Annotated in this window: 16 protein-coding genes; 6 read left to right on the forward strand and 10 right to left on the reverse strand. The window is 40.0% G+C overall.

Going from position 1 to position 17640, the window contains the following annotated elements:
• The first annotated feature begins 54 nt into the window (after positions 1 to 54).
• Entirely contained in the window at positions 55 to 585 is a 531-nt protein-coding gene (locus tag NXS00_RS01685) for a hypothetical protein (protein ID WP_258097376.1), read from the forward strand.
• 3 nt (positions 586 to 588) lie between these two features.
• Here the strand turns inward: NXS00_RS01685 and NXS00_RS01690 are convergent, their stop codons facing one another.
• On the reverse strand, positions 589 to 1056 hold the full coding sequence (locus NXS00_RS01690; RefSeq protein WP_258097377.1) for a DUF6438 domain-containing protein: 468 nt from the start codon (positions 1054 to 1056) through the stop codon (positions 589 to 591).
• A 103-nt stretch (positions 1057 to 1159) separates the two neighbouring features.
• On the opposite strand from NXS00_RS01690, the gene NXS00_RS01695 reads away from it, so the two are divergent.
• Together NXS00_RS01695 and NXS00_RS01700 are read left to right on the forward strand one after the other, a co-directional pair.
• Positions 1160 to 3421 carry an FdhF/YdeP family oxidoreductase gene (locus NXS00_RS01695; RefSeq protein WP_258097378.1) on the forward strand — a complete coding sequence of 754 codons (2262 nt, stop codon included), beginning with the start codon at positions 1160 to 1162 and terminating at the stop codon, positions 3419 to 3421.
• Positions 3422 to 3477: 56 nt separating this feature from the next.
• Positions 3478 to 3975 (forward strand): GreA/GreB family elongation factor, encoded by a 498-nt coding sequence (locus NXS00_RS01700; protein WP_258097379.1) that lies wholly within the window; start codon positions 3478 to 3480, stop codon positions 3973 to 3975.
• On the opposite strand, the gene NXS00_RS01705 is transcribed toward NXS00_RS01700, so the two are convergent.
• A complete protein-coding gene (locus tag NXS00_RS01705) occupies positions 3965 to 4585 on the reverse strand; it encodes a hypothetical protein (protein WP_258097380.1) in 621 nt (206 codons plus the stop codon). The genes NXS00_RS01700 and NXS00_RS01705 overlap by 11 nt on opposite strands.
• Before the next feature lie 154 nt (positions 4586 to 4739).
• On the opposite strand from NXS00_RS01705, the gene NXS00_RS01710 reads away from it, so the two are divergent.
• The gene (locus tag NXS00_RS01710) at positions 4740 to 5336 is read left to right on the forward strand and encodes a hypothetical protein (RefSeq protein ID WP_258097381.1); all 597 of its coding nucleotides are present in this window, start codon (positions 4740 to 4742) and stop codon (positions 5334 to 5336) included.
• Positions 5337 to 5492: 156 nt separating this feature from the next.
• On the opposite strand, the gene NXS00_RS01715 is transcribed toward NXS00_RS01710, so the two are convergent.
• The 3 genes from NXS00_RS01715 to NXS00_RS01725 form a co-directional block, all read right to left on the reverse strand.
• Positions 5493 to 5909: a DUF1801 domain-containing protein gene (locus tag NXS00_RS01715; RefSeq protein ID WP_258097382.1), complete on the reverse strand. Its 417-nt coding sequence runs from the start codon at positions 5907 to 5909 to the stop codon at positions 5493 to 5495.
• Between the two features lie 101 nt (positions 5910 to 6010).
• Positions 6011 to 6361 carry a HepT-like ribonuclease domain-containing protein gene (locus NXS00_RS01720; RefSeq protein ID WP_258097383.1) on the reverse strand — a complete coding sequence of 117 codons (351 nt, stop codon included), beginning with the start codon at positions 6359 to 6361 and terminating at the stop codon, positions 6011 to 6013.
• 72 nt (positions 6362 to 6433) lie between these two features.
• Positions 6434 to 6814, reverse strand: a complete 381-nt coding sequence (locus NXS00_RS01725) for a (deoxy)nucleoside triphosphate pyrophosphohydrolase (protein ID WP_258097384.1) — start codon at positions 6812 to 6814, stop codon at positions 6434 to 6436.
• A 114-nt stretch (positions 6815 to 6928) separates the two neighbouring features.
• Between NXS00_RS01725 and NXS00_RS01730 the strand changes: the two genes are divergently transcribed.
• Positions 6929 to 9625 (forward strand): prolyl oligopeptidase family serine peptidase, encoded by a 2697-nt coding sequence (locus NXS00_RS01730; RefSeq protein ID WP_258097385.1) that lies wholly within the window; start codon positions 6929 to 6931, stop codon positions 9623 to 9625.
• A 219-nt stretch (positions 9626 to 9844) separates the two neighbouring features.
• Here NXS00_RS01730 and NXS00_RS01735 read toward each other — a convergent pair whose 3' ends face one another.
• The 5 genes from NXS00_RS01735 to NXS00_RS01755 all read right to left on the reverse strand — a co-directional run bounded on the left by NXS00_RS01735 (position 9845) and on the right by NXS00_RS01755 (position 16153).
• A complete protein-coding gene (locus NXS00_RS01735) occupies positions 9845 to 11161 on the reverse strand; it encodes a cytochrome P450 (protein WP_258097386.1) in 1317 nt (438 codons plus the stop codon).
• A gap of 34 nt (positions 11162 to 11195) precedes the next feature.
• Positions 11196 to 12362 carry an Nramp family divalent metal transporter gene (locus tag NXS00_RS01740; RefSeq protein ID WP_258097387.1) on the reverse strand — a complete coding sequence of 389 codons (1167 nt, stop codon included), beginning with the start codon at positions 12360 to 12362 and terminating at the stop codon, positions 11196 to 11198.
• A gap of 112 nt (positions 12363 to 12474) precedes the next feature.
• A complete protein-coding gene (locus NXS00_RS01745; protein ID WP_258097388.1) occupies positions 12475 to 13140 on the reverse strand; it encodes an FAD-binding oxidoreductase in 666 nt (221 codons plus the stop codon).
• Between the two features lie 83 nt (positions 13141 to 13223).
• Positions 13224 to 15815 carry an ABC transporter permease gene (locus NXS00_RS01750; RefSeq protein WP_258097389.1) on the reverse strand — a complete coding sequence of 864 codons (2592 nt, stop codon included), beginning with the start codon at positions 15813 to 15815 and terminating at the stop codon, positions 13224 to 13226.
• Positions 15812 to 16153, reverse strand: a complete 342-nt coding sequence (locus NXS00_RS01755; RefSeq protein ID WP_258097390.1) for a PadR family transcriptional regulator — start codon at positions 16151 to 16153, stop codon at positions 15812 to 15814. The genes NXS00_RS01750 and NXS00_RS01755 overlap by 4 nt, the downstream gene beginning before the upstream one ends.
• A 191-nt stretch (positions 16154 to 16344) precedes the next feature.
• Here NXS00_RS01755 and NXS00_RS01760 point away from each other — a divergent pair, with 191 nt between their 5' ends.
• Positions 16345 to 17619 (forward strand): M23 family metallopeptidase, encoded by a 1275-nt coding sequence (locus NXS00_RS01760; RefSeq protein WP_258097391.1) that lies wholly within the window; start codon positions 16345 to 16347, stop codon positions 17617 to 17619.
• The last annotated feature ends 21 nt before the right edge of the window (positions 17620 to 17640 follow it).

Here is a 17640-nt window from a genome sequence, read left to right on the forward strand (position 1 = left end):
TCTGATTATCGCCAAACGGCATTATCTTAGTGGTTCTCTAACTGACCAAAACGTATGCTTTCCAATCTGACCAAGATCTCATTAGGAGTTATAATACTATGCATCGCATTTACTAGTAATGCTCAACGTAAGTACAGCATTGTAAAAGTCATTGACGACTTGAGATACAACTGGGATGAAACAGCCATTTCGCTGAAAGACTACCATGGCATTCAGGAATTCTGCTCAAGCAAAGTAGAAAAGGAGAAAACCCTTAAACTTTTAGATGATATTCATCATTGGGACACCACCCTCTATTATGTCGTCAAGGAGAAATATGAAAAAACTCAAGACAAGGAAGCCGCTGCTACGCTGAAAGATATTGAAACGCTAGAAGCGGACTTTACTACGTTGAATTTTAAAGAGTTTATCCAGGAAGAATGTGGTCAAATTAAAGTTATAAGAGATGACTTTGATGCAGTAACCATCAAACAATACGAAAAGGCTATCAAAAAATTTGAGAAAGAACTAGTTGCTTATATTAATATTATCACGGAGCGAATTGACATCATAGATGAACATGTTCATCATTTACAATTAGATTAACAACTATTCGTTTTCTACTTCTTCTGTACTATCCCACTTTAACTCCTTCAAATAGTTTTGGATGTAATTCTCAAGGTTTTTTAAGCCTTCTGGTGCTCCATAATAATCTTTAATTCGCTTGGTTTGATCACCTAATGTATAGGATATATATGTGGTAGGTAAATCCGAAACCCGCTTAACATATTCATCCTCCAGAGTAAAGAAGTCTATTTCATCAAACTGCTTTTTTAAAGCTATCAATTCCTCGCTAGTAAGCATAGCCTTGTAAGTTCCTATCTGCTCAATGTTCTTTTCCCCTACAAGTTGTACCAGTCCATTGTCATAAATTTGCATGATATAAACTGGACAAACACCCATGCAAGAAGATCTGGACATCTCCATAAGTAATTTAGGAGGTTGATTCTTTTGGCTAGCACACGCTATAGCCATCACAATTATTCCACAGTAAAGTATTACATTCTTCAAATTCATAAATCTCGGTTTACCGTCTCTAACGTCTTAAATCTGATTGTTTGTCAAATGAACCTACAATCTGTCTAATTTGATAAAAATAGTGTTCTTATCTTTAACCTCCATGGCAAAACACAACCATCTATCGAGTGACGAAACACCCAAATACGCTGCAGGCCCAAAAGCAGTTCGTATTGCTAGTAAAATGGTTTTAGAAGCTATGCCTCCATGGAAGGCTCTGAAGGTCTTAAAAGATCTTAATCAAAAGTCCGGAATAGATTGCCCTGGCTGTGCATGGCCTGATCCTGAAAAGCGCTCTAAGCTGGGTGAGTTTTGTGAAAATGGTGTCAAAGCAATAGCTGAAGAAGCCCAACACAAATTGGCAGATGCAGAGTTTTTCAAGCACTACTCCATCAATTCTTTGAGAAGCAAGAGTGATTATTGGTTAGGCCAGCAAGGGCGATTAGCGCAACCAATGATCGTACGCCATGGGAATAGTAAATACGTACCCATTGCCTGGGAAGATGCTTTTAAACTAATCGGAGATCACTTAAAATCACTAGATCATCCAGACCAGGCAGTATTCTATACTTCAGGAAGAACCAGTAATGAAGCGGCCTTTCTCTATCAGCTTTTCGTAAGAAAATATGGCACCAACAATCTTCCTGACTGCTCCAATATGTGCCATGAATCAAGCGGAGTAGCCTTAACAGAGACCGTAGGTATTGGAAAAGGCTCGGTCACCTTAGAGGACTTTAATCATTCAGAAATTATTCTCATTATTGGGCAAAACCCAGGCACCAATCATCCTAGAATGCTCAGTTCTTTGGAAAAAGCAAAGCAAAATGGAGCTAAGATCATTGTGATCAATCCATTGAAAGAAGCAGCACTGGTTAAATTCAAAAATCCGCAAAAGATTTCTGGTTGGATTGGTTCTGGAACCGAAATCGCAGATCATTACCTTCAAATCAAGATTAACCAGGATGTAGCCTTAATAAAAGCCTGGCTTAAGCTGCTCCTTGTTGATGAAGAATGTCTTGATCAGGAGTTCATCCAATCAAAGACTTCTGGCTTTGAAGAACTTAAAAATGACCTCTCCTCCTATCCATTAGACGAATTAATTAAGGCAACTGGATTACCCAAAAGTCAAATATTAGAAACAGCCGAATTACTTAAATCCAACAATAAAATCATTGCCTGCTGGGCCATGGGATTAACTCAACATGTCAATGCCGTTGACAACATACGAGAAGTTGTAAACCTGCTGCTGGTAAAAGGCAGTATTGGAAAACCCGGAGCAGGAACTTGCCCTGTCAGAGGTCACAGCAATGTGCAGGGAGATAGAACCATGGGTATCTGGGAACGACCAACCAAAGAATGGACAGATAAGCTCAAAGACACCTTTGGATTTGAGCCTCCTGAATCCCCTGGATATAACGTAGTAGAATCAATTGATGCCATGAAGTCAGGAAAAGTGAAGTTTTTCATGGCTATGGGTGGTAATTTGCTTTCTGCAGCACCTGATACTCCAGTCACTGAAGAAGCACTTCAAAATTGTGAGCTCACAGTCCATGTTAGTACCAAACTCAATAGATCACATCTTGCACCTGGTAAAACATCGTTGATTTTACCATGTTTAGGTCGTACAGACAAGCATATTCAGAACGGAAAAGAGCAAGTCATTACGGTAGAGAATTCTATGGGAGTCGTCCACAGTTCTGCTGGAGTACTCACTCCTCCTTCGAGACACTTGTTAAGTGAACCCGCAATAGTTGCTTCCATCGCAGCAGTTACGCTTGGCAACGATGATATCAACTGGTCAGGATTGGTGGATGATTACGACTTAATCCGAGACTTGATTGCCAAAGCCATCAAAGGATTTGAAAATTACAATGAGCGATTGAAGAAATCACAAGGTTTTGACCTACCCAATGGAGCCAGAGTCGGTGAGTTCAATACTTCAGATCATAAGGCTAAGTTCACTATCAACCAATTACCTGAAGCAATTCCAGAAGGTCACCAATACATTATGATGACCATTCGATCACATGATCAATTCAATACCACTATTTATGGATTGGATGATCGATACAGAGGCATCTTTGGAGGTAGAAATGTCGTTTTCATGAATCCAGAAGACGTAAAAAAAGCTGGTCTGGCGAAAATGGATACGGTAGCGCTATCCAATAACTATGGAAAAGTAAGAAAGGTATCAGGTTTCAAAGTGGTGCCATATGACATTCCTGCTGGCTGTATTGCCACGTATTTCCCGGAAGCCAATCCTTTGATTCCGTTAACGCTCAGCGCAAGAAGAAGTCATACACCTGCATCCAAGTCCGTTGGCATAAATATGGAGAAAATCACTGCTCAACATCATCATCACTAGGTTGTTCATTTTAAAGTTATTTGAACATTCTGACGTAAAAATTCATTGTACATACGATGAGCAGAGCATTTGTAAACGAAGATAATCAGGAAGAAGCTCCATTAATTCCACCAAGAGCACCTTTGCCCAAAGGCGTAACGAACTATGTAACGCCTGCTGGATTAAAAGCATTACAAGACGAGCGTGAAGAACTCAACGGGATAATTGAACATCTTATTAAAAGCGAGGACAGTAAAGAAAAACGGTACAAGCTCCAGCTTGAGAAGGGAAAACTAAACCTTCTTGAGGAGCGATTAAGTTCTGCTAGACTACTTCAGTTTGATAAGGAAATGGAAGAAGTTCGATTTGGAGCTAAAGTTACAGTGAGGTTTGACAATGAAAACCAAACACAAACATTTCAAATTGTAGGTGTAGATGAAGCAGATGTAAAACAAAATAAAATTGCTTTTACTGCTCCTGTGGCCAAGGTATTAAACGGTAAAAAGACAAATGAACAGGCTATACTGGAGCTAGGCCCTAGAAAGCGTCCTATGACGATATTAGCTATTGCTTAGCAGCATCAGGGTGTGGAATCCCGCGTCTTAACCAGGCAGCTCCAAATGCCCATAGAGCAATTGTCTGACCCAAAATTACTGCTCCCGGAAATAACTGATGATGACTAACTCTCATGTACACATAGGAGAAAATAGTAAATATCAAACCAAAAATCACCCCCCAGCCTGCTACTTGGTAAAACCGCTTAAAGTACTTCGCTTTGGTAAATTTGGTCAACACGATAATTCCCATCAGCAGAATAAAGATTACAGCACTTCCATTATGAATTAATCCCCTTACTGGGTCATTGTGCACATAATAAATTGCCTGGATAGGCTGCCCAAATTGAGTTGGAACTAATGCAACAATCAACGCAAAGAAGCCACTTGCGTTAGTCAGTCTATTTTCACTAAACTTCTCACCAGGAACTACCTTTCCTCTGTAGGTGAATAACACTAACCCAAAAGTGATCAGCACTCCCGTAAAAACGGTACTCATGTTGGTATAGTAGTAATAACTCATGGCTCGTTCGATATGACCATGCCCTATGACTATCAGAATTGGTAATGAAATACCAAGAATTCCAACCGCTCTTCTAAGCAGTCGATACGATGGGTTGATTTGATCCATTGGTTAAGTTTGGCGCCAAGATATGTTATCTCAAGAATTCTGAAAAAGGCATTAATTAGTTATTTGTGAGGCTTTCGACAAACTGGTACGGTTTATGGATTAGTGCATACAATTTGTATAAGAACTAAACGTTAGCAACCAAAATCGAGCAAGCATGAGGAGAATCGGAATTGTATTAGGACTGTCTTTATTAGTAACAAGTCAGATCAATGCCCAGCGTTACGGCAATTCATTAGGGTTAAGGTTTGGCAATGGCAATCAACGAACTATTGGCCTAACATATAATCAGCATTTGTTTGGTTACCTAAGTGCTGAAGGAATATTTCAATCAGATTTTAATCGAAATACTACAGCGCATGCCTTGATCAAACAGCACCAACCAATTTTGGGCAAATTTCTAAACATATACGTCGGTACAGGTATTTCTATGGGAAATGAAGAATCCATCATCGAAGATGAACAATCAAAGCAATTGATCACAACTTATGACAATCCAACAATTGGTGCCGATGTGATGCTGGGTGCTGAACTTACCTTATTAGGATTAAACGTTTCGCTGGACTACAAACCAAATATCAATCTTATAGGAAGAGAAAACTGGTACGATGGTCAAGTTGGTTTCTCAGTCAGAAAAGTGCTCATTTCCTATAAGGATCTTAAGAAAAAACGAAAGAAAAAAGCCCGATTGAAACGTCGGGAAAATCGAAGAAATGATTCCCAAATCCAGCTAGAGTATAAAAAAAGGCCATGAATGGCCTTCTCATAAATACTAGCAACTGGTTAGGTTACCACATCTAAAACCCGCTGGTTGGGTCGCACTCTATTAAAGTTTCAAATTACTCTATTGCGGGTACCCGGACTATTACTATTCCGACACATACTTAAACAATTCCGACATTGGGTAGAATTAGGCTCCTAAAAAAGGCAGATTTTTAACTTTATGATATGTTAAAGCCAATTCAATACACTTCTTCAATTGTGGCTTTGGCAACGGCTTATCTATATCAAGTACTATAGCCCTATTGCCTTCAAACTCTAACTCTTCATTGAAAAGAAATCGAAAGGTGCTAACTAACTCGGTAGAACAAATGAAATACAAATGGAACTTATCCGGAGTCCTAGACTTCCAATCCATGCGAATCGTGCTTCCTTTGTTTACCACGTAGCTTGGCTCCGCCCATTTGGTTGTTTCCAACAATTTAGGGAGTTCCAGTGATTCAGCAACTTCAATGATCAATGATCTTAGTTCTGTTAATTTTTCTCTTGGTTTCTCAGGATAGCTTTCCAATAAATCATACACTTCCTGGCTCTCGATAATTTCCATGTTAGTAAATTACTACTGCTCAGTGACAACCCTATGTCACTAGACGTAAAAAAAGCGACAACTTATTCGGTCATCGCTTCAGTAAATTCTTCACCTATATTTTACATGACGGCATAGAGCTCGGTCTGTTCTATTTCTTCACCAATCTCTGGAAGATCATTCGTAATGATTCCCCACACATTCTGTTCTGCAAATTCTGTTTCTTGATTGTAACGAGCATGTCGTAAATTCGAAAGTTGACCCAAGGCTAAAGATTCTGAAAGCACTTCGTGAGTTTCATTATTCAACTCAAAAGCTGCTTGCCCAATTTCCTGTAAGTAACTAAACACGGTTTCTTTCACTTGCTCATTGGCATGAAAATCATTGTATTCCAGTCCCTTAACAGTAGAGTTAATAGAAGCTATATTTGATAGTATTTGATTTAAGTGTAGTTGTATCTCTTGTTTTGTCATAATTCCTTGATTATAATACACTTATACAACTTTCCTAAATGCAAATTGTTCAGCGATTTTGGCATTACACTATTAATCCAAAAGCTTTTTAAGTATGGGAATATCCGCTTCTGCCCAATCAAGAGCCCAAATATCCTTAAAGCCAATCCAACATATCTCTTTATGAATCAAAGCTTTGGGACTTCCATCAACAATCTCACATTGCAGTGGAATCAACTTGAGTGACAAATCTGGATAATGATGAATAGTTGAATTTAACTCATTTACCACAATCACCTGAATATCAAGCTCTTCCATAAGTTCTCTTTGAATACACGCCGAATAGGATTCACCGGCTTCTACTTTCCCGCCAGGCAGTTCCCATTTCAGTGGATGTCGGTCGTTTTCTTTACGTTGTGCAGCGAGCAATTGACCATTCTGAATAATCACTGCACAGGTCACTTCTAACATCATTCAAAGGTATCAGAACTATTCAGAACAGATTACAACTTAGAATAACCGTTTAGCAATTTCATTAGCACCCAATCAGCATTTTGCACTATTTTCAAGGTTGAAATGATCAAATCAATGAAACAAATCCTAATTCTAACTTTATTAACCTTTGGATTCACCGCACTGCATGGTCAAAAAGATCAATGGACTCCAGAAGAAATCATACATACGAAATACGTTTCCAGTCCTTCATTTTCCAATGATGGCTCCATGGTGGTCTGGTCACAAAGAGAAGGCCTAAAAGAGAAAGATAAGTTCGTGAGCAAACTCTACTTGACTCGCTTGGATCAACTTAAAAAAGAACTTCCTCTAACCATTCAGTTAACACAAGGAGAGCATAATGAGTACAACGCATTTTTCAGCAAAGATGATGAATCCATTTACTTCCTATCGTCTCGAGAAGAAGGCAAAAAACTCTGGAAACTAAGCATTTATGGCGGTGAGCCTGAAGAAGTACACGAATTCAAAAATGGTATTAGCAGCGTTGACTGGTTAAATGACAGCACATTGGTTTTTATAGCTGGAGAGGGCAAAACACTTTTTGACCTCACCAATGAAAAGGATGATACCGAGATTGTAGAAGACAGTATTCATTGGGCACCGAAACGTTTGTTCACTTTCGACATTAACGACAAATCCATACAAAGACTAACTCAAAACAGCTTCCAAATTTCTAACTACAGTGTTTCAGAGAACGGAAAGTATTTAGTGTATCGGGAAACCACTTCTCCTCACTATGGTGTAGATGGCAAAACGAAACCTAACATTGTTTTGAAAGATGTAGTGAAAGGAACAGAAACAACACCCTTCATTGACCTTCAAACACCATCCGGATTTGAATTTACTAAAGATGGTAAAGGCTTTTATTTCACAGCTACCAAGTCATCTAACCCTGAATGGGAAGGTGCAGGTATTGAAGAATTATACTATTTCACACTAGCCACTAACTCGTTTGAGAAAGTGGATTTGGATTGGGAAAATGGCATATCTGATTATTACCTAATTGGATCCAATGTTTTGACTGAGCTTGCCAATGGACCTTACCAGAAGATTCGTTATTACTCCAAAAGCGGATCCACCTGGACACCTTCAGAAATCGATCTTGGTGACAAGCAACAGCATGTAAGTCTTTTGGCAGTAAGTGATGACGGTAAGAAGGTTCTTTATTCGTACTCCACAGCTTCCAAACTTCCAGAGTATTATACAGCAGACATTTCTGCTAAGAAGAAGACCATTTCCTTCACTAACGAAAAGAAATTCACATCACTTAATGATGGTTTGAAGAAAAAGACGATTGCCAGGTCAGAAGTAATCTATTGGACAGGTGCTAATGACGAGCAGGTAAATGGTATCCTTTACTATCCAAAAGACTATGAAGCTGGCAAGAAGTATCCATTGATTTTATCCATTCATGGCGGACCTACAGGAGTTGATCAGGACAGCTGGAGTGAGCGATGGTCTACCTATCCGCAGATTCTTACTCAGAAAGGTGCTTTCGTCCTTAAACCCAACTATCATGGATCAGGTAATCACTCTTTAGAGTTTATTGAATCTATCAAGAATGGTAATTACTACAGCCTGGAGCAAATCGATATCTACAATGGAATTCAGCACCTGAATGAAAAGGGACTAATTGATATGGATAAGTTAGGAACCATGGGTTGGTCCAATGGAGCGATCCTAACTACCTGGATGACTTTGAAATATCCAGATATGTTCAAGTTCGCAGCTCCGGGTGCTGGAGACATCAACTGGACTTCTGATTACGGCACCTGTCAGTTTGGGGTCACTTTTGATCAAAGTTACTTTGGTGGTGCTCCATGGGACGATACCAATGGTAAGCACTACAATGAATGGTACATCAACAACTCTCCTATTTTCGAGATTGAAAAGATCAAGACTCCTACCATCATCTTTCATGGTAGCGAAGACCGAGCAGTTCCAAGAGATCAAGGCTGGGAATATTATAGAGGATTGCAACAAGTCGGTAAGACACCTGTAAAATTCCTTTGGTTCCCTGGACAGCCCCATGGACTTCAGAAGATTACGCATCAGTTGAGGAAAATGAAAGAAGAGATTGCGTGGATAGATAAATATCTTTTCGAAAAAGAGGATGATAAGAATGAAGCATTCAAAACAGATAGTCCACTGGCTTCAATCTTGACTCTGGACAGTGCTACGACTGATGGTTTGGCAGGTGTCACCAAAGAAGAACTGTTACTCCCTGCAGTGACTCCACTTAGTAAGGATAGTATCTCTATTGGTGTATTTGAAGTGACTATCGCGCAATACCATGCCTCAACTGGAGAAGATTATGATCGATTAGTTGCCAACCAACCAATAACTGGTTTGAGTCAGGAGCAAATAACCAAATACTTAGCATGGTTAACCGAAAAGACTGGCAAAACCTACCGGCTTCCAAATGCAAAAGAAGCTAAAGCCTTACACAAGCTAGCAGTAAGTGCTACAGGTCAAAACAACCTGAATTACTATGCTGGCTATGAACTCACCATTCTAGACGCAAATAAGCTCGCTGAGAAGCTTGAAAACATGAAGTCGAGCCTGATTCAACCTGTAGGAACAAAAGCCGCTGTAACAGTTCATAAATCAGCGAAGGTATTTGATCTGGGAGGTAATGTAGCCGAATACTATTTGGATGGTGGAAAATTGAAAATCTATGATTTCAGTGCTTATGACTTTGTTGATGCCATGAACTCTGAACTTCCATCTTCATCTATGCATGTAGGTTTTAGGGTGATTGTGGAGAAGTAAAAATATTATCTGATGTTTGCCTCAAATTTTGCATTGTCATCCTGAACTAGCTCCGCATGGAATGTCAGGATCTTTTTGATAAGACCCTCATTTTTAGATTCTGAAATAAATGCGAACGGCAAGTTTCAGAATGACTCAAGATTACTTTGAGGCAAACTATTGATGATTTAATAAATAGACCTGTTCTTTACCCCTTACCCTAAAGGATGGAACAGGTCTTTACTTTCTACTCTTCAGTGTCACATTCACTGGATCTTTTGGCCGCAAGGTCAGCAATGGATTGAAATCAATGAATTCAGGAGACTTGGGAAGTACTTCAAAGTCCCTCACGAACTGAATCAGTAAGATCATGATCTCGTAAAGTGCAAAGTTGTTACCAATGCAAAAGCGGCCGCCACCGCCAAAAGGCAAATACTGTTGCTTATGCTTGAACTCAGGCTTATCGAATCGATCTGGATTAAACACATTGGCATCAAGCCAATACGCTTCGTTGCGATGCATTAGGAAGATGTTCAGCATTAATTGCTTACCGGCTTTGATGTCCACTCCTCCTACCTGATGATCTTTTTGTGCCAATCTAACGATATTCCATATAGGTGGATAATACCGCAGAGACTCTTTAATCACTTGCTGTAGGTAAGCGGTGTTGGAGAAATTCATCACATCCATATCTTCGAACGATTGGATATCTTTTAATTCTTGAAAAAGTCTCTCCTGTATTTCCGGATGATGCGCTAGCAAATGCAACGTCCAGGTCATGGCAATTGCTGAGGTCTCATGCCCAGCCACAAGCAAGGTCAGCAGTTGATTTCGGATATCAATGAACTGTTCATCTGGATCATAAAACTCCATCAGCACATTCAGCAGATCATCTACTTTCTCTGTTTCCAGTTTACGATTGTCTACGCATTCCTGAATGATGTCATTGGCCTCCTGCATCATTCTGTGATACTGCTTATTGGTTTTGGTAGGCACCCAAACAGGCCATTTGAATGGACTTCTGATGCGATCAACGATGAAGTCCTGACCAAACAAGATATGCTCACTCATTTTGGTCACCATTTGCTCATCCTGGTATTTAATCAAGGAATTGAGCAAGATAGTCATGGTGAGCCCGCTCATTTCTTCATCTAGTCGCAAGACCTGATCATCATTCAGTTTGCTAGTGAATTGATCACCCGTTTCCCAAATCGATGGCAATAGCTTACGAAGTTCCTTTTGATGGAAAGATGGCTGCAATGCCTTTCGTTGTTCATGCCACTCGTCTCCCTCAGCCGTCAACAAACCATTCCCAAGCACCAAAGCAATTTCCTTATAACCTCTACTTTTACTGTAATGAGTTCTCTCCGCGGCAAATACTTCAGCAAATTGCTCTGGATCATTCAACACGACGAAATCACCCATAGGTAGATTGAGGTCTACTGGTGATCCTTGTGTTTCCACTGCTGATTGCATGTAGGCCACCGGATTCTTCTGAAAAGGCTTGAGGTTTTTAAAGGAACTACTGTTAGGGTTCGCTTTTGGAAGAGTTTTCATGATTTGGCAGATTCTAAGGGTGAATCTACACGCCTTATGACGCCATTACCAACAATCCAACGAAGAAAAATAAGATTAGCACCAAAAAAACCACCGATAACCAGCTGTTTTTAAATGACTTAGAGGTGAATCCTAAAATCAATAATGCCAAAGTCAACATGGGTGTAAATAATGCACCACTCAATGCGTAAGCTTTTTGCATACTGGTAAATCCAAAGTATAATCCCGTCAAGGGAATTACAGCTATGGCTAACAAATACCGTTGATAAAACAAAAGTTCATTGAGGTCTTTACGGATAGGTTTCATGACATCAATGAAGAGATATGGAACACTCTGCCACACTCCTAACAAACTACTGAATATTGCAGCAAAGGCTCCAATTCTAAAGACCCAACCCGTTACTAGTCCAGCCTCTTGATCGAGTTGATTAGAGAGATTGATTAACAAACCAGAGCCACCGCCACTGACTTGAATCCTGGTACCTATCAGCACCATGCTGACTCCAAGTAATACCGTGATAAAATAGGAAATCCCTAAATCAATACGTGTTTGAGTCATTTTAGAGAGGTCTCTTTGCGATTCTATCACCCAGTACCCGTAACAAAGTACTGTAACGGTACCACCTACTCCTCCAAGGACTGCTAGATACCAGCTAATATCTTCACTGGACGGCACAACAGAATACTCTTTTGATTCACTAAAATCAAGCTGAAAAACACTATAGAAAACAGCTAAAACCATCAAAACAACAGCTGCGCTCATGACGTGCTCGAACACTTTGAAACCTCCGACCTTGACTAAACCATATCCAAGAAGACTAAGCGCTATACCGTAGATAATTTTACCGACTCTTGGATTCTCAAAAATCGGTAGGATAGCGTAGAAAGAAGCTCCACTCGCACTGATCAATGCTACAGCTACCGTATAAGACCAAATGATTAAATAGATTAAGAACATCCAGGTGATTGCTTTGCCGAATGATAACAATGCACCATCTAACAAAGTGGTGGACGTATGAAATTGCCATCTCGCAATTCCTTCGTTTAGAAAGTATTTGATGATACCTCCGATGACAATGGCTGAAATAGCAGTCAAGCCGATATGACTTCCTGCTAAGGCCGAAGTAGCCAGATCACCAGCTCCTACACCTGTTGCAGCGACCAATAATCCAGGACCAATGATTTTGAGGTATTTGTTCATGGCACCTGAAAACTAATCAAAAATGGAATCAACAGATTTTCATATACCAGAAAACAAAGCAGGCATCCCATTACTGAGATGCCTGCTTAATATATCGTTTGTTACTTCTAACCTATTTCTCAAACACGATTCCGTCAGGTGACGCTCCGAGTTGTTTGAGGGACCGTGAAATGTCTTTAATCATCTGATCTGGACCACACACATAGAAATGCTGCGAATAATCATCTACATGCTTTTTCAGGAACTCCATGTTGATCATTCCATTTTCATGCCCTTCTATTTTCTCATGAGTAATGGTAGAAGTAAAGTCTTCTCCTAGTAATTCGTCCCAATAAGGCTCCAGAATCACATCCTTACCAGTTTTGTTGGAGAAAATGAGCTTATTTCCTTCCACTTCTCCTTTCGCTTCCAGGTCTCTGAAGATGCTGATAAATGGAGTTATACCAGCTCCACCAGCAATAAATACACCCTTGCCCTTGTATTCAATGGCTCCCCAGGCTTCATCAATTATTAACTCATCTCCTATCTGAATTTCATCTATTTGTTTGGTTACTCCATCGTGATCAAAATAAGACTTGATCACAAACTCGAGATAGTCATCTGATGGCAAGCAAGTAAAGGTAAAGGGGCGTTTCTCTTCTTGATATCCTTTCTTATTCAAAGCGACTTCTGTAACCTGTCCAGGAGTGAATTGATATCCGTTGGGTTTCTCTGTTCTGATCTGCTTGACGTCATGAGTCAGAGACAGCACCTCTGTTACTTTTACTGTGTTTGACATGGATTAAATGTGTTTTGTTGTTAATTGATTCTACCTCTTTCAACCACAAAACACATTTTTAGTTACGGAATTCCTAACTAATCTCACTCATATCGTAAACTATCCACTGGATTGTTATGTGATAACTTTAAAGTGGACCACAAACTAGTCAGCATAGCTACAGCGCCAATGAATGTCCCTACAACTATGAACATCCAGGCACTAACATCGATGCGATTAGCATATCCCTGCAGCCATTCATCCAAGAAAAACCATGAAACAGGGACTGAGATTAGAAATGCAATGGTCAGAGCCATTAGAAAAGTCTTGTTCATTAACCAAAAGACATTCTTAAACTCGGCGCCAATTACTTTGCGAATTCCCATTTCTTTGGTGCGTCTTTGCGCTTCATAGTAAGTGAATGTAAACAAACCAATAGCAGTGATGGCAACTGCTACAAGACTAAAGAGTGAATAGATAGCCACCATGCGTTTTTCTGATTCGTATTGTCTAAGAACCAGATCTTCCATTTCCCGGTAAGTAAAGATCCCAGCGGGATTCACGTGACGATAAATGTCTTCCAATTCGCTCATCACTGATGCTCTTTGATTCGGATCAAACTGCACTACAAATTCACGAGAATCATGAATCTGATAAACGAGTAAAAGAGGTTCTATGTCATCTGCCAAATGCTCGTAATGATAGTCCTCTACCACTCCCACTATTTGCCAATCGGCATGATTAGCTGCTCTGGTGCTTGTAGTCAAACGAGCATTCATCAGATCATCAATACCAAGGAGTTCTTTTGCAGCTTCATTGATAATCAAAGCTGACCCTCCATTGGAGTCCAAGGAATCGCTAAAGAATCGACCTTCTTTCAATTGAAGACCAAATACCTCATCATAGCTTGGATCGACCACCATCGCATTGATCAATACAAAGTTTTCTTCACCTAATTTTTTCCAGGAACTCTGATAGGCTCTGTTCAGCGGCATAATTCCCTGCGTAACAGCAGTAACTCCAGGCATTGAATGAATATGAGATTTCACATAATCCAACTTTCGCTGATGCTCCAATGCCGCAAGACTATCCTGTGACTGATTAGGAACAATTCCAAAGAAATCAACACTTACAATATTTTCTTGATTCACCCCTGTGTCCATCGTGAGCATGGAGCGCACCTGGAGAAACATGATCATGGCACCACTGAGTAGCAAAATGGTAAAACTATATTGCACCACCATCACGAGTCGCTGAAACTGTGGCACTTTGATTCTAAAGGTACCAGTCACCACATCAATGATATCCTGCTGGTAGATATTGTAGATCATGGTTAAGAACGACAACAAGCCAGACCCTAAGACAAGCATTGATATGCCAATGATGGATGGCCAAACCAGAAAATCCAGGTTTAAATCCAGGTAATTAGAGATATCATCAAAAAGGACATAGTATACAGCAGATGCTAGTGCAATAGCCGTAACTGTCAATAAGATTCTGCTAGAAAGAACTTCATGCACTAACTGCCGTCTGGTAGCACCAATGATGCGTTGCAAGCCTGTTTTCTTGTACTGGTTTAACTGAACGGTGGTCTGCAGATTTACAAAAGCAACTACCGTAATGATGATAATGATCCAGGAAACCCACTGCAGATTTTCAAAATAACGCTCACTACCATACTTAGAGATAATGGGAACAGATACGAACTGAGTCCAATACAAGTCCGCTAATGCTGTAGCTCCTAAGGTAGACTCTGGAAAACGCTGATTCTCCTGTCCTAAAGTCGCTATTTTTTGATTGAATGCTTCTTGATCAAATTCTTCATTCACCATGATCAGGTTTTGTGGCATTCGTCTCCACATGCGTTTAGAATGTCTTGGAATGAGTACATCAAAATTGATGGAACTGTTGGATGGGATATCTTCTAAAATTCCTGCAACAAAGTACTCTCCGGTTTGATCGCATTGAATGGAAATGCGCTCACCTACTGGATCTTTATCTGGAAATAATTTCTCTGCATATGATGCCGTCAGAAACACGTTGGCTGGATCAGCGAAAGATGCCACATCACCAGTATTCAATGGAAAATCAAAAAAGTCAAAAAAAGTACTATCTGCCATAAAAGCAGTACCGAAAAACTCTGTTTGGCCATTCGATATTTTGATCTCCCCATTGTTATACCCATGAATTTTAAGCGTATTTGACACTTCTGGCCATTTAGAGTAATCCAGATTAAAAATTCGCTGCACATCCAACGCGCTCCAATCAGAACCTGGATTGAATTGTGCAGTCATTAAGTAAATTCGATTAATGTTTTGGTGAAACTGATCTGTGGTTTTCTCATTCGTTAACCAGGCATTTACAAATTGGAAGCTCACAGATCCTATGATTAGGATCATCAAGCTTAGTATGGTAACGAGTTTGTTGGCTTTAAAACCACGCCAATTGAGTTTAAGTGCTAAATTGATGACGTCCATAAAGTTTTTGAGTTTTGGATTGAACTTTGGTTTTTTGAGTAGGTCCGGCCGAACAGTAGATAGCACATGTCTTACGAAGAGAAGCTGTCGTTTCGCATAGTTCATATGCTGTACCTCTCCGTAGTACTCGTACAAGTCCCCTATGATTTCTTCAGAATAGTCCTTTATACAAATCCTTTCAATCAATCGCTCAACCCATATGGACGGTCTCCTACTCATAGAGTATCGTCCTTTGTAATGGCTAGTGATGGTATCTGATTCCAAAGACCAAGTCGTAGCTCCTTACTTTGTCTTAGAGCATCCATTCCAGCCGAAGTAATCTTCAAGAAACGCTTTCTTCTACCACCACGCTCTTCGGTAGCTCCACCAAAAGCTGACTCCAGCAAACCTTTCGATTCTAGTCGATTCACTGTTCCGTGCACAGCACCGATGGTTACATTTCTAGAAGTCTCTGATTGAATTTCCTTTTGAATAGCCAATCCGTATGCCTGTTCTTCCAGCTTCAAAATGACCAATAAAATGAGCTCTTCTAACTCTCCAAGATGATCTTTAGACATAATTAGTTCTATTTAATAGAACAAACTTAGGTTAATTTATTCTACTTTATAGAACAAACCCTTAATTATTTCTTCTACTTTATAGAACTAACCTCTAAAAGTCCCTAATAAAAGATGACTTGTACCCTTTTTGAAATTCCATTAAGTTTGAAGCTTGGTTGTCAATAAACAATAAAACTCCACACTCCACCGTGAAGAGAATTATTACCCTGTTCCTGGTCATCGTACTAGGAATGCTCGTATGGACAAGTTATTTCCAGGTAGAAGATCCAAATAAAGAATCTCCCGCTAAGAAATTCTTCTCCAAAAAAGCAGTAAAACAAGAACAAACAGCTAAGGTATTGTGGCCTCTAAAGCCGTCTATACCTGAAGCAGTAATCATCCCCACATTTACTACTGACAAGACGGCTCCTAATGTTAGGAACTATAAAGTCAAGTATGGAGATTCATTCATTGTCATTCTTAAAGATCTTGGACTTGAGCATGAATTGGCTAACCAACTGGCTTATGAAATATCCAAAACCATCGACTTAAATCAGTTTCAGGTTGGGAATATTTACCGTATCAAATACGATGAACGAACAAAGCAGCCAGTATCGCTAATTTATGATTTGGAAGACCGTAAGGAACTTCACGTCACCTTTGAATCATCGGAAGTTGAAATCAAGGATAAGATTGTAGACATCACTGTAGAGTTACTGGATGCCGTGATCAATGGCTCGTTGGCTCAAACAGTCTTAAAGCATGGAGCTCCAGAAGAATTGGCTGACAAAATACTGAGTGTCTTTGCGTGGAAAATCGACTTTAGACATTTACAAAAAGGTGATTACTTCAAAGTGATCTACGAAAAGGAAACTTCCGGATCGGAAATATTGGGTGTTCGCAATATTTTGGCCATTCAATTCAACCATGAAGATGTACAATATGCGGCATATGGGTTTGATAATGGGGCGGGTCATGAACTATTTGATGCTGAAGGCCATAACATGAGCTATGCGCCACTGCAGTTTGACATGATCACTTCACTCTATGCTCAAAAGCGATTTCATCCTACTCAGCGCCGCTACAAAGCACACTATGGAATGGACTTTGAAGCAGATTTGGGTACTCCAATTGAGGCTATCCAAGATGGAGTAATTACAAGAGCAAGATATGGTCGTGCCAATGGCAACAATGTAAAAATTGAACACAGTGCTGATCTCTCCACTCAATACCTACACATGACCAAGATCGATTCCAACATTCATGTAGGAAGTCGAGTGAAGCAAGGCCAGGTAATCGGTTATGTAGGAAGTACAGGCTGGTCTTCAGGTCCTCATTTATGCTTAAGAGTGTGGTACAAAGGAAAACAGCGAGATCCATTGGATTTTGATTTCCCGAGACGTCCAGACATCACAGAACAAAATATGCCGGAATACCTACAGCATGTGCGAAGACTGGAAGGTCAAATGACCGAGGTATTGTAATCATCCAACTTCAGGCATCCA

It is taken from the genome of Marinoscillum pacificum, assembly GCF_024714495.1.
In the GTDB taxonomy this organism is placed as follows: domain Bacteria; phylum Bacteroidota; class Bacteroidia; order Cytophagales; family Cyclobacteriaceae; genus Marinoscillum; species Marinoscillum pacificum.

Bases quoted from the DNA above. Each gene is read 5' to 3' on its own strand.
- NXS00_RS01720 (WP_258097383.1), bottom strand. From the start codon at position 6,361: ATGACAAAACAAGAGATACAACTACACTTAAATCAAATACTATCAAAT.
- NXS00_RS01695 (WP_258097378.1), top strand. From the start codon at position 1,160: ATGGCAAAACACAACCATCTATCGAGTGACGAAACACCCAAATACGCT.
- NXS00_RS01690 (WP_258097377.1), bottom strand. From the start codon at position 1,056: ATGAATTTGAAGAATGTAATACTTTACTGTGGAATAATTGTGATGGCT.
- NXS00_RS01725 (WP_258097384.1), bottom strand. From the start codon at position 6,814: ATGATGTTAGAAGTGACCTGTGCAGTGATTATTCAGAATGGTCAATTG.
- NXS00_RS01730 (WP_258097385.1), top strand. From the start codon at position 6,929: ATGAAACAAATCCTAATTCTAACTTTATTAACCTTTGGATTCACCGCA.
- NXS00_RS01740 (WP_258097387.1), bottom strand. From the start codon at position 12,362: ATGAACAAATACCTCAAAATCATTGGTCCTGGATTATTGGTCGCTGCA.
- NXS00_RS01705 (WP_258097380.1), bottom strand. From the start codon at position 4,585: ATGGATCAAATCAACCCATCGTATCGACTGCTTAGAAGAGCGGTTGGA.
- NXS00_RS01745 (WP_258097388.1), bottom strand. From the start codon at position 13,140: ATGTCAAACACAGTAAAAGTAACAGAGGTGCTGTCTCTGACTCATGAC.
- NXS00_RS01710 (WP_258097381.1), top strand. From the start codon at position 4,740: ATGAGGAGAATCGGAATTGTATTAGGACTGTCTTTATTAGTAACAAGT.
- NXS00_RS01750 (WP_258097389.1), bottom strand. From the start codon at position 15,815: ATGAGTAGGAGACCGTCCATATGGGTTGAGCGATTGATTGAAAGGATT.
- NXS00_RS01700 (WP_258097379.1), top strand. From the start codon at position 3,478: ATGAGCAGAGCATTTGTAAACGAAGATAATCAGGAAGAAGCTCCATTA.
- NXS00_RS01735 (WP_258097386.1), bottom strand. From the start codon at position 11,161: ATGAAAACTCTTCCAAAAGCGAACCCTAACAGTAGTTCCTTTAAAAAC.
- NXS00_RS01685 (WP_258097376.1), top strand. From the start codon at position 55: ATGCTTTCCAATCTGACCAAGATCTCATTAGGAGTTATAATACTATGC.
- NXS00_RS01755 (WP_258097390.1), bottom strand. From the start codon at position 16,153: ATGTCTAAAGATCATCTTGGAGAGTTAGAAGAGCTCATTTTATTGGTC.
- NXS00_RS01715 (WP_258097382.1), bottom strand. From the start codon at position 5,909: ATGGAAATTATCGAGAGCCAGGAAGTGTATGATTTATTGGAAAGCTAT.